Source organism: Parabacteroides sp. AD58, assembly GCF_023744375.2.
Taxonomy (GTDB): Bacteria; Bacteroidota; Bacteroidia; order Bacteroidales; family Tannerellaceae; genus Parabacteroides; species Parabacteroides absconsus.
In genome coordinates this window covers 191827-208154 of record NZ_CP146284.1, presented here as the reverse complement: position 1 = coordinate 208154, position 16328 = coordinate 191827, and the positions used below count along the sequence as shown (strand labels likewise).

Here is a 16328-nt window from a genome sequence, read left to right as displayed (position 1 = left end):
AGACGTATTTTATTTCTCTCTATAAAGGAACAAATAATTTTCGGGATTTGTTGTCTGTTCGTATAAAAAAACGGAATTAAGATAAACGGTCTGTCAGCTCTTCTGATAGGCCAACGGTGTCATTCCGGTCATTCGCTTGAAGAACTTACAGAAAAAAGAGGTATTGGGAAAATTCAGTTCATCAGCTATCTGATAAATCAGCTTATCGCTGTATTTCAACAGAACTTTCGCCTCTATAATAACAGCCTCATTAATCCAATCCATTACTGTCCGGCTACTGGCCTGTCGAATCAGACTATTCAGATACCGAGGAGTAAGACAGAGCTTGTCGGCATAAAATGACACATTCCGTTCCTGATTGGCATACTGGTTGACTAACTGAATAAACTGATTGAATATATATTCCTGCCGAGACTGATGCTTTTCTTCGTAAAGCATCTGCTCTTGCAACAGGCAAGATAAATAATGAAAGAGGGCGAATACCACATGACGAACGGCTTCACGCTGCCAGCCCTTGGTCTGAAGAGTTTGCCAGATAGTCTGAAAAAACTGATCTACGCAAAAGGCTTCTTCTTCTTTCAAAGGCAGAAAAACATTCAACATTCCGTTCAAATACTTTTGTAACAGATCAGACGGTTTGGGTTCACAGATAAAATCATTCTGAAAAATCAGAAAGCGAACTTGCTCTGCCCTAGATATATCTTCAATCTGTGCAATCACGCCTGGTGAAAGGATGACAACCGCCGGAGCTTTCACGTGGAATGTCTGCAGTTTAGCATGTATGATGCCTTCCCCTTTCAAAAGCAAAGCAATCCGTCCTTCCGTCAAACGGTAAGGAACACCGCGAACCATACGAACCAGAATTTCTTCATCGATTGCATTCAATATGCCGAAATCAGGCAACAGAATACGGTTCTTATTCCGCATGTCTATCTGAAACCGGCTAATTTCTTCCAGACCTAACCTGATGGGCTGATTACTTTTCATCGTTCTTTCCTCAGACACTTGCCTGCTGGGATATCAAATATCCTGTATAAGCCACGTAACAAATCACCAGCAAGGCTCCTTCGATACGGGTAATGGTCCGTTTCTTGAAGAACCAGCCAACCAGCCAGAATAACACAGAAGATCCGATCAATACGGCCACATCTACATTATTGATATTTCCCATTGGCAATGGAGAAACCGTTGCACTGCAACCCAACACGAAGAAGATATTGAATAAGTTACTACCAATCACGTTTCCTATGGCAATACCGGAATTCTTCTTCAAGGCTGCCGTAATGGAAGTAGCCAATTCGGGTAAAGAAGTTCCACCAGCCACCAATGTCAGACCTATGATGGACTCACTGACTCCCAACGAACGGGCAATCCCGCTCGCACCTTCTACGAACAATTGTCCGCCTCCGATCAGCCCGGCCAGACCACCCAAGATAAATAATGCGGATTTCCAGCCCGGCATCTCTTTGATTTTCTGTTCTTCACCAGATTCTGTCTCCGATCCGTTATGGGCAATGGCAAAGGTATAACGCATGAAGATCAGGAAAAAGGCCAGCAGAACCAGACCATCGATCCGGCTGATAACATTCACCGTTCCTCCGTCTAATAAAATGTCGTTGGCAAAGAAGGCCAACACAAATGAAGACAAGATAACCAGGGGAATTTCCTTACTCATCGTTCCTTCTCCCACTTTCATCGGCAAGACCAATGCTGTACAACCGATAATCATCAGAATATTGAAGATATTACTCCCGACTACGTTACCGATAGCCATTTCTGCACTGCCTTTGATTGACGACAGCAGGCTGATAACCAATTCGGGTGCCGATGTACCGAAAGCGACAATCGTCAGACCTATCACTAAATCCGAAATCCGGAACTTCTTCGCCACTGCTGCCGAACCGTCGGTCAGCGCATTGGCGCCTACCAAAATAAGCGCCAATCCTCCTATCAAATAGATTAAATCCAACATTATTTTATATTAAACTACACATATAAGCTTATTCATACCAAACCGGTCCCGGCTGGTTACCCATTACAAAATGAATGGTATCACCTTGCATAATCATCTCATGGGTGATATAACTCTTATTGTATGGCTGGCCATTTACGCTTACCGACTGGATATAGATATTCTCATCACTTACATTCTCTGCCTGGACAACAAAAGTCTTTCCATTAGCCAGGTGCATCTTGACTTCCGGGAAAATCGGTGAACCGATTTCATACTGCCCGCTAACCGGATCTACCGGATAGAATCCCATCGCACTGAATACAAACCACGACGACATCTGTCCGCAATCTTCGTTACCACAAATACCATCCGGTGTATTCGTATATAAGGTATGCATTACCTGCGATGCATACTTTTGCGTTTTCCAAGGCTGCTTTACCCGATTAAACAAATAAATCACATGATGGCTCGGTTCGTTACCATGTGCATACTGGCCAATCATTCCCGTATTGAAAATTGGCAACTTGCTCTTATCGGCCGTTTCATAGGTAAACATACTGTCCAGACGTTCGGCAAAACGAGCTTCACCACCTGTCAGTTTAATCAAGCCATCGATATCATGGGCAACCGACCAATAGTATTGCCATCCGTTGCTTTCACAAATATCTTCGATATATGCTTCCGGGTCAAAGTCTGTACTGAAGTTTCCTTTCGAATCGCGCGGCTGCATGAACGATGTTGCCGGATTGAATGTGTGCTTGTAATTCTGCGAACGGCTGTAGAACTCATCGGCGATTTCCTTCTCTCCCATCGCTTCGGCCATCCGGGCTATACAATAATCATCATAAGCATATTCCAACGTCTTCGACACCGACCAGTTTTCCTGATCACTGGGCACGTATCCGTTTTTCTTATAGAAACCTATCGAACGATAATCATCCCGGTTTGCCGTTGCCACACAGGCTTCGAGGGCTTTCACCGGATCAAAATTTCCAACTCCCTTCAGATAAGCATCCACGATTACGGGAACCGCATGATAACCGATCATCATATCGGTCTCCCAGCCATACAGGTTCCACAACGGAAGAGCTCCGCTCTGTTCATAAAAGTTCAGGAAACACTGAATCATATCGCTTACCCGTTCCGGCTGGATATAGGTAAACAACGGATGAGAAGCACGGAAGGTGTCCCATAAAGAGAAAGTTGAATAATTTGTCCAACCTTCGGCTTGATGTACCTGCCCGTCCGGTCCGAAATAAGAACCGTCTACATCCGAATAGATAGTCGGCGCTAACATAGCATGATACATGGCAGTATAAAAAATTGTCTTCTTATCTGCGTCTTCCGATGTTACCTCAATCTTAGCCAGTTCCTTGCTCCATTTGGTTTCTGCCTGCTGATGATAAGAATCAAAATCATCTTTCGGAGCTTCTGCTTCCAGATTTCGGGCAGCGGCTTCCATGCTGGTACCCGATAAGGCCGTCGTCACCAGAATTTCCTCATTTTGCTTGGTCTTAAAATCGAAACGGGCTACAGTTGCCGTGCCGACACGACCTTTATCCTTCGTTATAACCGCTGTCGTATCCAGCTGGAAGGCATCAAACGGACGAGAGAAACGGGTCTGGAAATAGACATGCTGTTTCGGTGACCAGCCCCACGAATAACGATACCCGCGAATAGTACATGAATCGACCACTTCGATATGCGAATCAGCCGTAAAATCCCAGTTCATCGCCTTCTTCAGATTCAGGAAGATGGATGATTCGGCTTCGGGGAACGTATAACGCTGGATACCACAACGCTCAGTTGCCGTCAGTTCTACATTAATATTATAGTCTTTCAATAATACCCGGTAATATCCGGCAGAAGCCGACTCGTCATTATGTGAGAACGAAGAATAAATTCCCAACGGCTCTGCTCCCGTCTTATACGGATTCGTTACGGGCATAAAGGAGATATCATATAAATCGCCCGCTCCTGTTCCCGAAAGGTGTGTATGACTAAATCCGGCGATCGTAGAATCCGGATAGAAATAACCGGAGATACGGTCCCAACCCGGCAGTCCGTTGTCCGGGCTCAGCTGTACCATACCAAACGGCACCTGGGCTCCCGGATAAGTATTTCCGGTAAAGTCTGTACCGATCATCGGATTTACATATCCGATCAGATTATCCTTACCCTCTTTCTGAGGAGAAGGCGTACAAGCCAGTCCCATGCACAAAGGCAAAGCGAACAAGAAAGTGTATTTGTGTTTCATGCTTATGAATGTATTAAATGTTTATTGTTATCATCTATGCAAATGTAAAGAAAAATCAGATGGAATACAACCACATTCCACCAAAACGTTTACGCTGTAACTTACCCTTTTCCAGCATCTGTCGCAAATCGGCCGATGCTTTCGTACGGCCGCATTCATTCAGAGAGGCATATTCCCGACCAGTTATATACGGGTGATCCTGCAGATAAGACAACGTACGTTCTTCCCGCTCGGCATCTGTCAGGACCGAAGGAGTTTCGGCATCGACCCGCCTCAATAGCATATGCTGTAACCGCTCGCGTAATTTACTTGACGAACGGAAATGAACATCCCGAAAATGAATGGATTCTGCCCGCACTTTCTTATCTTCAAGCGGACGATGTGCCAACACCACACTGAATGTTCCTATGCCTTCGAGCTCGACATTACGCCCGTTGCTCAACGAATCGACAATCAAATCCTGTAATACCTGCAGGGCTGCCTTCAGATCAGCCGGCGACAAGGCCGTCCGTTCCCTGACCTGATTGGTCAGCTCGTCTGTCCTGACCGTCTTTTCCGGCACATAGCGTGCATGATACAAGACTTTCCCGTCTGACTTCCGGGCCGATAAATTCTTCACCAACTTGTAATTTGCTGTCATTTTTTCTTTCCTTTCACTTTATTTCCCCATGATATTATTATTCCTTTCCCCAAAGACTAACTGTTCACCGCCTACCTATTACAGAAAAATCAATGAGTAATTAATCTTCCGTCGACCATCGGATATATTTCCTCCGACCGTCGGAAACTATTCCGCCGATCGTCGCACATTATTCCGTCGACCGTCGGAAAGTTTATTTCCTGTATGCAAATATACAATAACTGACGAGAAAATCCATAACAGTCAACACTTTTCTATCAAGCCTATAAACAAAAAAAGACCGCCCCGGCAGATATTCCATCTGCCGAAGCGATCTTTTTATTCAGGTAAATGAACTTTATTGTTTTATTCCGCTTCGAGTTCCGTTTCTGTCTCGTCCTCCTTTGGTGCTTTCTTCACAAAGAACGCACTCAATTCATATAGCCCGTAAAGCGGGAAAAAGACGATACCCAACGTAAACGGATCACTACTTGGTGTAATAAAGGCAGCCGCTACCAGCAAAGCCACAATGGCATGACGACGGTACTTGTGGAAGAATGAGCGATTCAACACACCGATCTGCGACAGAAGCCACGACACGAGCGGCATTTCAAAGACAAGTCCCATCACAAAAATAAGCATCAGGAAATTGTCCATATACGAATCCAACGATACTTGCTCGACGATCGCCGCACTTAACTGATAAGTCGCCAGAAAGCGGAGCGTCATCGGAAACACCAGGAAGTACCCGACAGCACAACCAATGAAGAACATGATCGTGCCGCACAAAAACACCCAGCGGACGTTTTTCTTTTCGTTCTCATACAAAGCCGGACTGATAAACTTCCAGATCTCGTACATCATATACGGGAATGTCAGCAGAAGAGCCAGCCAGAACGAAGTCGTCATGTGAGTAAAAAACTGCGACGCCAACTTGATATTGACAATATTCACATGGAAATCTTCATTGCAGAAATCAGGTAAAACGGAGAGTACCGAACTGATCTTGCACATTTCCCTGTACGTAATAAAATCAGAATAGCAAGGAGCCGTCACCACATGGTCGAACAACCACGGCATTACCGAAAAACCGGCAATGGCAAAGATAAAAAGAGCTACAATGATGCGAAATAAGGTCCAACGAAGTTCTTCCAGGTGATCCCAGAATGACATTTCATCTTGTTGTTCCATCTTTCTTAGTTCTTACCTTTGTTGTCCGTATCGTCTAACTTAATATCGTCTTCTAAGCCTTTAACGCCGTCTTTAAAATTCTTCACTCCTTTACCCAAGCCTTTCATCAGTTCAGGAATTTTCTTACCACCAAACAACAAAAGCACAATCAGGGCGATAATAATGATTTCGCCTGTTCCTAAATTTCCAATAAATAGTAAATTATCCATGATATTATTACATTAAAATAATCTATTAATAAATCTTTAACGGGCACAAAGATACTATTTGAAATGAATTATACCCACATTATTCGAAATTTATTACCTTTGTGCCGTCTTAAAAAACTAAAATTAGAAAATTATTAAGAATCATGAAAGCGTATGTATTTCCCGGTCAGGGCGCGCAGTTTGTAGGTATGGGCAAAGACCTGTACGACAACAATTCTCTTGCAAAAGAGATGTTTGAAAAAGCGAACGATATTTTAGGTTTCCGTATTACAGACCTGATGTTCGCAGGTACAGATGAAGATTTGAAACAAACGAAAGTTACTCAGCCTGCCATCTTCCTTCACTCCGTGATCCTGGCTAAAACATTGGGCGAAGACTTCCAGCCGGATATGACAGCAGGTCATTCATTAGGTGAATTTTCTGCTTTGGTAGCAGCCGGAGCCTTGTCGTTCGAAGACGGTTTGGTTTTGGTTTCAAAACGTGCCATGGCAATGCAGAAAGCTTGTGAAAAGACTCCGTCGACAATGGCAGCCGTATTGGCATTGCCGGATGCAAAGGTGGAAGAAATCTGTGCAGGTATTCATGACGAGGTAGTAGTTTGTGCCAACTATAATTGTCCGGGACAGATCGTTATTTCCGGTACGATTCCAGGTATTGACGAAGCATGCGAAAAGATGCTGGCAGCAGGAGCTAAACGTGCTCTGAAGCTGAAAGTAGGTGGTGCATTCCATTCTCCGCTGATGGAACCGGCCCGTGCCGAACTGGCAGCAGCCATCGAATCAACTTCATTCAAGGCTCCTTCTTGTCCGGTTTACCAGAATGTAAGCACCAAGGGTGAAACTTGTCCGGATACCATCAAGGCAAACTTGATTGCTCAGCTGACAGCTCCGGTTCGCTGGACGCAGTCTGTTCAGAACATGATCGCTGATGGAGCTACACATTTCATCGAATTAGGTCCGGGCAGCGTTCTGCAGGGTCTGATCAAGAAGATCAACAAAGAAGTTACAACGGAAGGCAGACAATAATCTTCCGAATTTCCCTTTCTTTCTCAATCATTACCGGAGGTGCTGATGATTCCGTCATATCCGGTAATGATTGATTTTTCGTATCAATTAGCTGGTTATCTTTCATGAACAACAAATATCCATCCGTCTTACTGGAAAATGCAGTCAACGAACTGGCGTCGTTACCCGGCGTAGGCCGGAAAACGGCACTTCGGCTGGCCTTGCATATCCTGCGCAGAGACTTGCCTTATGCCGAAAGCTTTGCCAAGGCTATTGTAGACCTGCGGAGAGACATCAAGTACTGCCGCGTTTGCCATAATATCTGCGATGAGGATCTTTGTTCGATCTGCGCCAATCCGGCACGCGACCATTCGCTTGTATGCGTTGTCGAAAATATCAAGGAAGTGATGGCCATCGAAAATACCGGACAATTCCGCGGCGTCTATCACGTGTTAGGCGGAATCATTTCACCTATGGACGGAATCGGACCGGGTGATCTGGAAATCGACAGCTTGGTAGAACGTGTCAAAAGTGGAGAGGTGAAGGAAGTTATCCTGGCATTAAGTACGACCATGGAAGGCGATACGACCAATTTCTTTATCTACCGCAAGCTTTCACCGTTTGATGTAAAGATAAGCGTAATCGCACGCGGTGTTTCCATCGGCGATGAAATCGAATACGCCGATGAAGTAACCCTGGGCCGTTCTATCCTGAACCGGACCAGCTTTAATGATGCAATAAAACTTTAATTAATCGGTTTCCCACATGTACGAGACTCAGTTATCTATCGTTATCGTTAATTATAATGTCAAGTATTTTCTGGAGCAATGCCTCTATTCGGTCCGGGCGGCTACGCAAGGCTTGGAAACAGACATTTATGTAGTCGACAACCATTCAACCGATCAGTCTATTGCCTATCTGCGACCATTGTTTCCGGAAGTCACTTTCATCGAAAATCAGGAGAATGTTGGTTTTGCCAAAGCCAACAACCAGGCATTCCGGATCTGCAAAGGAGAATACGTACTGATGCTGAATCCCGATACAGTGATTGGAGAAGAATCACTGCGGAGTCTTTACTTCTTTATGGAAGATCATCCCGAAGCTGGAGCTTTAGGATTAAAGATGCTTAACGGAAATGGCGTATTCCTGGCAGAAAGCAAGCGTTCCTTCCCAACACCTTGGGTTTCATTCTGCAAGTTGTTCGGATTATCAAAACTATTCCCCAACTCACCCAAGTATGCCAGCTATGCTTTGCCGTATCTTTCACCGGATGAACAACACGAAGTGGATGTGCTCTGCGGGGCTTTCATGCTAATGCGTCACGAGGCTCTCGACAAGATCGGATTATTGGACGAAGACTTCTTTATGTACGGTGAAGACATCGATCTATCCTATCGGTTTATCCAGGGAGGTTACAAGAATTACTACATGCCGGAGCGGATGCTGCATTATAAAGGAGAAAGCACACAGAAAATGTCATATCGTTTTCTCCAGCGTTTTTATGGAGCCATGCTGATCTTCTACCGTAAGCATTATTCCCAGTCGTCTCCTTTATTAAGCCTGGCTGTCAGAACGGCCGTTATGCTTCGTGCCGGATTGACAACACTCTGTAATATAGGCAGGAAAAAGTCGGCTACGCCTAAACATCGCCGTGTATTAGTGGTTTGCCGGAAAGAATCTTTGGAAGAAGCAAAGAAAATCATTGCTAAGAAATTTCCGACCTGCGAATATATCAATCTATGGGACTTGAATGAAGAACGGATTACAGCGGCTGTCTGCCGGAAGAATCAGATGAAGCGTTTTACCGACATTGTCTTCGTTTATCCGGACACCCGCTTCGAACAGATGTTTCTGTTGATGGACTTAATGCCCAACAAGCAGATGATCTATCATATCTTCCACAGAGAACACAACTTATTTGTTTCACCTGGAAAATAAGATATATATGACTTTACTACGAGACGACCTAATACAGCTGAGAGCCATTGAACCAGAAGATCTGGATGTTTTATACCGATGGGAAAATAATGCCGACTGGTGGGAAGTTGGCGATACATTAGCTCCTTTTTCGAAATATGTACTACGAGAGTACATTGCTGAATCACATCGCGACATCTATGATCTCAAACAATTGCGATTGATCATCGAACACCGGAAAGACCAGAAAGCAGCCGGTCTGATGGATCTTTTCAATTTTGACCCGCATCATAGCCGGGCAGCCATGGGAATGCTTGTCGATCCGGCATATCAACATCAAGGAATAGGAAGGCGAGCCCTCAAACTGACGCTCGAGTATGGTTTTTCCTTCTTAAAACTTCATCAGCTGTATGTACATATCCCGGCCCAAAATACAGCCAGTCTGCAACTATTCCTCACGAATGGATTTGAGATTCAGGGGACACTGAAAGACTGGCTCCATACAACCGAAGGATATAAAGACGTTCTCGTTCTGCAGCGAATCCGCGCTCAGGAAAAGAAAAGAGATTAATTCAAAAACGGATCTTTTGGAAATTGAATCCACGGGCGATACTGTTCTCCCAAATTCACAACAGAATGCTTCCAGAAAGCCTCACCCGAATCTTCAAACACCCGTTGGTCATCAGCATGACCTACGGCCCAGGAGTTGGCTTTGATTTCATCTTTCAACTGCCCTTTCTCCCAACCCGAATATCCGATGAAGAACTTTACTTTATCATGAATGCTATTTCCCGAAAGCATATAATCCCGTAAAGCGTCGAAATCTCCGTCAAAATACAAATGATCATTGATGGCAAATGAATTGGGAACAACCGTATTGCCCAATGAATGAACGAAGAACAACCGGTTTGATGCCACCGGACCACCTAAATAAATAGGTATTTCCGGTAAATGTTCGAATTCAGAGAACAGCATGTTGATTGTCATGTCTGTCTTTTTATTCAGGATAAACCCCATGGAACCCGTATCACCGGAGTGCTCGACCAATAAGACTACCGAACGCTGGAAATAGGCGTCACGCAAGAAAGGTTCCGAAATCAATAAACGACCAGGCTGAGGAAGTAAATCATTGTGGACTACTTTAAAGATGTTATTATTAGAGATCATCAGCTTCTTAATTAGATGTGTATATAATTTAAGCTCCAAGATAAGGTTTATAAATGACTATAACAAATATATTGGGACTTAATTTCACAAATTCTTAAAAATAAATCTCTATATGTTCACTCTTTTCCAAAATGTCTGATCAGAATGGAAGGATTAACACGCAAGTAAGCACCTATCGAAAAACTATTTGAAAAAGACTTGTGTTCCCAGCCTTCTCCTGAAACAAGTTTCTCAAAAGGTTTGTGAAGATAAATATCGGCATCAGCTCCCAAGATTATTCCATGTCCTAAATTTCGGGCATATTCCAACCCTAAGCAGAACATACCTGTCGAACGGAATTGAGTTCCCGGTTCATCAACCGACAGGCAACTATAAAAAGGATTTCCTTGCAAAGAAACAAATGAGTAATTTCTCCACCAGGCAGCCTTTACGCGAAAGTCCTTCAGATCAGCATAAGCTTTCAGATAATAACCAGTTCCCGACTCTACCGGCCAAAGGTGTCCAGCCTGCTGATATGAAAAGACGAAATCGGCTTCCGCACCCACTCTTCTCAATACAGGCTTTTTCGTGTTCCATACTAAACCTAAACCGGCCGCTCCATTCATCAGTGTCTGCACCGAATTTACATGAATAGTATCAATTTCTCCACCTCGATGCTGTGCCATAACCTGCAACGGCAGATAAGCATGAAAAGGACTTTCTTCACTGTTCCACTTAAATCGGGAAGAGAAACCTACCTGAAATCGTTCCTGATGCGTATCATCCCGAAAAATAAAGCTTTGCCAGTCAACCCACACATCCATATCAAAATGAACAGATGAATATAAAACCTGCAATCCGGCCTCCGGATCAGCCGTCAGATTCAACTCAGAACTATACAGAGGATCTACGAGACGATGGTTGCTTTTCCCATAAATATCACCAAAGACAAGCGACCAATTGCCCAAATCAACTTGTGCTCTCAACCAGGGTAAAGCATGAAATCCTTTCTGATACGTAGGGCTATTCAAGTCTGCGATGCCTTGATATGTTCCATCAGGATAGCGGTCAGCGCCCCAGTAACGTAGTAAATGTGCCCCTAACTCCAGTTTAACATTCGATAAAGGATAGTATACCAGCTTCGGCTGTAACCAAAACCCCGGCAAGGTGTAACCTTTCTGTAACCTTCCGGCGTATTCATTATCCTTGAAAAAGGTAATATTATCCAACTCCACCAGCCATTTACCCTGATCCAACGAATCTATCTTTGTTTCCGAACGATATAATTTCGTATCAAGTTGTGCTACGGCTGAAAATGTGCAACCTATCCAGGTCAGCAAAAGAATCCATTTTCTCATTTTCCTCACTTCTTTTATTAGGTGCAAAAGTAAAAAAAGGACATGACTCCATCAGCAAATAGGATAAACCAAATTACTATCTGCAAGAAATCTTTCTTTTCAACATCAACAATCCGGACAAGAATCTATTTCTTCAGCGGACAGAATCTTTAGGGGCAAGCGGTACAGAAACCGTGTCGGCAGGCATCGGAAGAGGAAACAGGCGACGACGACGCTGGAACAACTCTGAGAAATGTGTAAAATCTTTCTTAAACATGATACCTACACCTTGCGTTGTTAAAGCCTGCTTCAGATACTGATACATGTCGTTGGCATGATTATAAGCCTTCAGGCGAATCTCTCCGCTGCGGGTCAGCTTATATTCAAGGTCAAACTCACCGATAATAGCATTCTTTTGGGTCGGATTGTTCTTATATCCGAAGTTACCGTTAAAAAGCAATCGGTTGTTGAGTAGCTGGCTTGAAAGAAGCATCTCAACTTCTGTGTCAGTAATGCCGTCTTCACTGGCCCGGATATTGGTTCCAATTTGCACTTTATCCGTAATATTATTCAGCAAACTGGAAATCTGAGACGACAAAGCGGAAGAAGCCACAGCGGTAAAATTATTAGAACCTTGCGTTCCTGTATATTCAGGCGTATAAAATTTGTTCAGAACCAGAAGATAGACGATCTGACGAGTCATCATATCATCCGTATCAATCAGACTTTTCATCTGACGTTCCAGTTCCTCGTTCGAGCCAGGTAATTCCAAATCAAACGAGATACTCGGCTGTCGCAACATGCCGCTCAGCTGCAAAACGCAATTAACCGGAACATTCGTCCGCGCACTCTCCAATGCCAGGCTTTGATCCAAATCACTCAAATTGGCCGTTACATTATATATGGCATTGATATCCAAGTTCGCATTAAACGGATCACCATTAAAGCTGATCATACTTCCTTCACGAATCTTAAAGTCCTTATGAATCAACTGCTGCAAACTAAAATTATAATTTCCACTTTCGATACCGAAATTCCCATAAATCCGGACATCTGAACGCGTACCGTATTGAATCTGCATGCTTCCGCTTCCATATCCTTTGATACGGTCACCGGCATTCGGATCAATAATCAGCTCAATATTGGCATCAGGAGTGATATCCAACAGGAAGTTCATCCGTAAGTCAGAGCTTTCGTCGTCTGCAAACAGCTGACCGGCAATTGAATCACGAACTGCTTCTTCTCTGAGCAAAGCCTCTTCCCGCAACTTTTTCTTATCAACGAATGTAATGAAATCATATTCCGAAGCCGTTGAATTACCCATGAAATTCAGATACACATGTGTGTTGGGACGACTTTGCATATTAATATCAAAATTCGTCACCTGCCCGTTACCATTGATTGCAGCCGTACCGGTTCCGTATACCACACCATAAATCAATGGATTCTGCTTTTCAGGGACATCATACATCAACATATTATCGGCTTGGATATTGACATGATAATCAAAATTCTTAAAATGCGCATGATTGACCCGAAGATCGACATGCCCCGTATGATTGAACTTATCGTGAAAAGCCAGATTACGGATCTGTATGCTTGTCGTATCCAAATGAATGGAATCTGAAAACGTATAATACGTATTTAGGAATTCAATACCCATTCCGCCATCAGCTACGTAGGCATCACCGACCACATTCAGTTCCTTAAACGGACCGAAAAGATGGATCTTACCAAAGCCACTTCCTTTTACATTTTGGACAATCTTTTCCATGAAGGGCTGCAAAAAGGCGATATTCATATCATTCGCATCAAAATGCAGCGATAATCCCGGTTCTCGCTCAGGCGTGCGCACCGGATAAATATAACCACTCACGTCACTCCACGTCGAATCATTCTTATAAATGCTTCCTAACATCAGTATTCCACGTTGAGAATCGTCCCACTCGCTGAACAAATTCAGTCGTCCCAGCTTTACGCCATTGAACGAGAAATCCTGAACCTCAAGATCTGTATTCAACATCCTGCTGCCATACAAATCACAGATATTGAATTTCCCGGTAGCCTTTCCCGTAAATTTAACAGATTCAATATTCAGAATATCGAATATATAGCCCAATTCGAAGTTGTTCAGATCCATCTTGAGTGAATCTGTTACTTCTTTAGAGACCATTCCATTCAAATGGACAAATTCCTTTCCTCGCTCAACCACGAAATTATTAACATCAATCTTTCCATTCCTCAGTGTAACAGACGACGGACGTATATACCATACCGTATCATTCACAATGAGAGGAGTCTCATGCAAAGCTATTTCCGTCCGGAGGACAGGCTTAGCCTCCTTATCTTCCGGATCAGGTTCTTCCATAAAGAAACAGGTAGTAGCCGAAACATCCGCTCCAAACCGATGTTCCTTGTTATTATTCCATTTGACATATGTATTCACACAATCCTCTTTAGCATCCAGATGTAAATCAAGATAATTGCGTGTACCTTTTGCATTGTATTGGGTTGCTTTCAAGGAAAGATCCATTTTGTCGGTAGGATTACTACAATGCAGATAGCCTCCTTCAAAGCTTGAATTGCCCAACTGGAACTGAGGCAAATAAGCTTCAAAGCGGAATTTATTGTAGGCATTATTATATGACCCTGCGATCCGAGCCGGCTGCAACATGGTAACCGGAAGCTTTAACGTATGCGAAAGAGCTTCGGTATTCTCTATAGTCAATAGCATGGTAAAATCATTCTCATCCACTTTTTTTGAAAGGGTTCGGGTATTGATCAGCGTCGGAATATAGCCTTTCAAGGTATTCATAAAACTGGGGACAATCGTTCCGAACGAATAAGCCCCGTTCACTTCTCCATTCACGATATCAGAAGAGATTTTCAACTGACGTAATCCATTCTCTGATCCGGCTTTGACCAATAATTTTTTCAAGGCAAAACTATCTGGTTTCGTCTTAAACGACAAGTCATCGACTTCAATCGTTCCGACCACGTTATCGATATTGTTTCCTGTAAAATCGGCATTCAGAGAAAGAGAAATATCCGGTTCCTCATATTTGTCTGACAGATGCAGCTTATCAGGCTTGAAATGGGCTAAATCAACAGCCAAGTTCACTACTGTATTTTCTTTTTTACTCTCCAAGAGCCCATTTACCAGAAGAGAAATATTCGGATCTTCTACTTGCAGACTACCGTCAAAAGCATTACGCCTGAAGCTTCCGGCCAGCCGGATATCCTGATAAGTATAGTTTTTATAGTCTAATCGTTCAACATTTGCCTGAATCTCACCTGCAAAATGTCCGCCCACCGGACGCTTTGTATCAATCCGTATTCCACACTTCGCTTTCCCTAATTGAGACTGTTCTCCCAACAGCTCCTCCAAATTCAATTCATTGGTCTGAACACGTCCTTTCAGAAAAGCGGCTACATTCTTCGCTTTATCATTTCCAAAAATCAAATCGGTCTGTAACGAACCGACAGCCGTTGATAACCTTCCATACGCTACCAGGTTATCAAAGAAACCTGAAATCTCGCCCGTAAAATTAATGGTTCCTAATTTGACAAAAGGAGCAGGCAATACGACTCTGTCTTTACTGAAGTTATTCAGCAAGTCACTGAGCCCTACTGTGGTGATGTACATCTTGCTGACCTGCCCATAAACATAGGCCTCCTGTGGATGAGTAATACCCTTCAAGTCCATCTTCCCAACCAGAAGCATCTTTTTACCATATCTCAACGTCAGATTTTTCAGACTGAAATGATTCACATGTCCAGCAGCTTGTGCATAAATCTCAATAGAATCTGTAAAATTGCGGAAGGCAGGAACAAATGCCGATAAATCCCGCAAACGGACGTGTGAAGGAGCAATCCGCAAAGACAACTTCGCTTTATCCACAAAATTGGAAGCCGTACTGTCAATCTCAGTCAAATCTACTTTAGCTTCTGATATACGCAAATCTGTTTGAGGTAAAGCTATCTTAAAATCTTTAACATAGATACTATCAGAATTTCCAACAACCGACAAGGTCAGTTTGTCTAACGAGAAACCTGAACCTTCCTTTAAAGACAATTTCTTGATTTGGGCATGAATACTATCTTTACGCAAAGCTTTCAAAGAAATCTTGGCGCTTAAATCACGAATATCTATATGTTTGGCATTAAATTTATCCGGAGTCTGAGGGACATCTTCCACATCATAACTGAAATGTCCCTGACGAATCAGAACAGTATTAAACCGCAAATCTATATCCAGTTTTTTCTTGGGCGTTGTATCTTTTGAAGCAAATGCATCAATGACAAACTTCAGATTTAACGGATCAGTAGCCGTTTTCCGACTTAAATGAATATGCGGACCAAACAGACGAACTGTATTAAATGTAAGTTTTCCATCCAACAAAGGTAAAATATCAAAGCCGGCAGCGACATGATTTGCCTTGAACATGACTTTTCCTTGCTGATCTTCCAAATACAGACCTTCTAACACCAGACGGTTAAACCATTCAATATCGACCCGCTCTATCTGCACCGGCACACCCAGCCGACGAGACAATTCCTGCGTTGCCGTCGTTGCAATCTCTTTTTGTACAAACGGAATATTGACCAGCAGGATTGGAACTACATACAGAATCCAAACCAACGAGAGCAAAAATATTACTATGTATTTTAATCCCCTAATAACGCTTCTGATT

Annotated in this window: 13 protein-coding genes; 4 read left to right on the top strand and 9 right to left on the bottom strand. The window is 43.3% G+C overall.

Features of this window, described 5'->3' with window-relative positions; all coding sequences use genetic code 11:
• Positions 1-93: 93 nt before the first annotated feature.
• From NEE14_RS00830 to NEE14_RS00805, 6 genes are all read right to left on the bottom strand, one after another.
• Positions 94-987 (bottom strand): helix-turn-helix domain-containing protein, encoded by an 894-nt coding sequence (locus NEE14_RS00830; protein ID WP_251968312.1) that lies wholly within the window; start codon positions 985-987, stop codon positions 94-96.
• A 10-nt stretch (positions 988-997) separates the two neighbouring features.
• Entirely contained in the window at positions 998-1972 is a 975-nt protein-coding gene (locus NEE14_RS00825) for a calcium/sodium antiporter (RefSeq protein ID WP_251968313.1), read from the bottom strand.
• 28 nt (positions 1973-2000) lie between these two features.
• Positions 2001-4211 carry a GH92 family glycosyl hydrolase gene (locus NEE14_RS00820; RefSeq protein ID WP_251968314.1) on the bottom strand — a complete coding sequence of 737 codons (2211 nt, stop codon included), beginning with the start codon at positions 4209-4211 and terminating at the stop codon, positions 2001-2003.
• Positions 4212-4266: 55 nt separating this feature from the next.
• On the bottom strand, positions 4267-4851 hold the full coding sequence (locus NEE14_RS00815; RefSeq protein ID WP_251968315.1) for an HU family DNA-binding protein: 585 nt from the start codon (positions 4849-4851) through the stop codon (positions 4267-4269).
• 345 nt (positions 4852-5196) lie between these two features.
• Complete coding sequence (gene tatC, locus NEE14_RS00810) at positions 5197-6021, bottom strand: twin-arginine translocase subunit TatC (protein ID WP_251968316.1); 825 nt, start codon at positions 6019-6021, stop codon at positions 5197-5199.
• A 5-nt stretch (positions 6022-6026) separates the two neighbouring features.
• Positions 6027-6230, bottom strand: a complete 204-nt coding sequence (locus NEE14_RS00805) for a Sec-independent protein translocase subunit TatA/TatB (protein ID WP_251968317.1) — start codon at positions 6228-6230, stop codon at positions 6027-6029.
• Positions 6231-6373: 143 nt separating this feature from the next.
• On the opposite strand from NEE14_RS00805, the gene fabD reads away from it, so the two are divergent.
• From fabD to NEE14_RS00785, 4 genes are all read left to right on the top strand, one after another.
• Complete coding sequence (fabD, locus tag NEE14_RS00800; protein WP_251968318.1) at positions 6374-7255, top strand: ACP S-malonyltransferase; 882 nt, start codon at positions 6374-6376, stop codon at positions 7253-7255.
• Positions 7256-7359: 104 nt separating this feature from the next.
• Positions 7360-7983 (top strand): recombination mediator RecR, encoded by a 624-nt coding sequence (recR, locus tag NEE14_RS00795; protein ID WP_251968319.1) that lies wholly within the window; start codon positions 7360-7362, stop codon positions 7981-7983.
• A 16-nt stretch (positions 7984-7999) separates the two neighbouring features.
• A complete protein-coding gene (locus NEE14_RS00790) occupies positions 8000-9172 on the top strand; it encodes a glycosyltransferase family 2 protein (RefSeq protein WP_251968320.1) in 1173 nt (390 codons plus the stop codon).
• 7 nt (positions 9173-9179) lie between these two features.
• On the top strand, positions 9180-9722 hold the full coding sequence (locus tag NEE14_RS00785; protein WP_251968321.1) for a GNAT family N-acetyltransferase: 543 nt from the start codon (positions 9180-9182) through the stop codon (positions 9720-9722).
• On the opposite strand, the gene NEE14_RS00780 is transcribed toward NEE14_RS00785, so the two are convergent.
• From NEE14_RS00780 to NEE14_RS00770, 3 genes are all read right to left on the bottom strand, one after another.
• On the bottom strand, positions 9719-10318 hold the full coding sequence (locus NEE14_RS00780; protein ID WP_251968322.1) for a YqgE/AlgH family protein: 600 nt from the start codon (positions 10316-10318) through the stop codon (positions 9719-9721). The genes NEE14_RS00785 and NEE14_RS00780 overlap by 4 nt on opposite strands.
• A 116-nt stretch (positions 10319-10434) precedes the next feature.
• Complete coding sequence (locus NEE14_RS00775) at positions 10435-11655, bottom strand: hypothetical protein (protein ID WP_251968323.1); 1221 nt, start codon at positions 11653-11655, stop codon at positions 10435-10437.
• A 133-nt stretch (positions 11656-11788) separates the two neighbouring features.
• Positions 11789-16285 carry a translocation/assembly module TamB domain-containing protein gene (locus NEE14_RS00770; RefSeq protein ID WP_251968324.1) on the bottom strand — a complete coding sequence of 1499 codons (4497 nt, stop codon included), beginning with the start codon at positions 16283-16285 and terminating at the stop codon, positions 11789-11791.
• Between the last annotated feature and the right edge of the window lie 43 nt (positions 16286-16328).

Bases quoted from the DNA above. Each gene is read 5' to 3' on its own strand.
- NEE14_RS00830 (WP_251968312.1), bottom strand. From the start codon at position 987: ATGAAAAGTAATCAGCCCATCAGGTTAGGTCTGGAAGAAATTAGCCGG.
- NEE14_RS00825 (WP_251968313.1), bottom strand. From the start codon at position 1,972: ATGTTGGATTTAATCTATTTGATAGGAGGATTGGCGCTTATTTTGGTA.
- NEE14_RS00820 (WP_251968314.1), bottom strand. From the start codon at position 4,211: ATGAAACACAAATACACTTTCTTGTTCGCTTTGCCTTTGTGCATGGGA.
- NEE14_RS00815 (WP_251968315.1), bottom strand. From the start codon at position 4,851: ATGACAGCAAATTACAAGTTGGTGAAGAATTTATCGGCCCGGAAGTCA.
- tatC (WP_251968316.1), bottom strand. From the start codon at position 6,021: ATGGAACAACAAGATGAAATGTCATTCTGGGATCACCTGGAAGAACTT.
- NEE14_RS00805 (WP_251968317.1), bottom strand. From the start codon at position 6,230: ATGGATAATTTACTATTTATTGGAAATTTAGGAACAGGCGAAATCATT.
- fabD (WP_251968318.1), top strand. From the start codon at position 6,374: ATGAAAGCGTATGTATTTCCCGGTCAGGGCGCGCAGTTTGTAGGTATG.
- recR (WP_251968319.1), top strand. From the start codon at position 7,360: ATGAACAACAAATATCCATCCGTCTTACTGGAAAATGCAGTCAACGAA.
- NEE14_RS00790 (WP_251968320.1), top strand. From the start codon at position 8,000: ATGTACGAGACTCAGTTATCTATCGTTATCGTTAATTATAATGTCAAG.
- NEE14_RS00785 (WP_251968321.1), top strand. From the start codon at position 9,180: ATGACTTTACTACGAGACGACCTAATACAGCTGAGAGCCATTGAACCA.
- NEE14_RS00780 (WP_251968322.1), bottom strand. From the start codon at position 10,318: ATGATCTCTAATAATAACATCTTTAAAGTAGTCCACAATGATTTACTT.
- NEE14_RS00775 (WP_251968323.1), bottom strand. From the start codon at position 11,655: ATGAGAAAATGGATTCTTTTGCTGACCTGGATAGGTTGCACATTTTCA.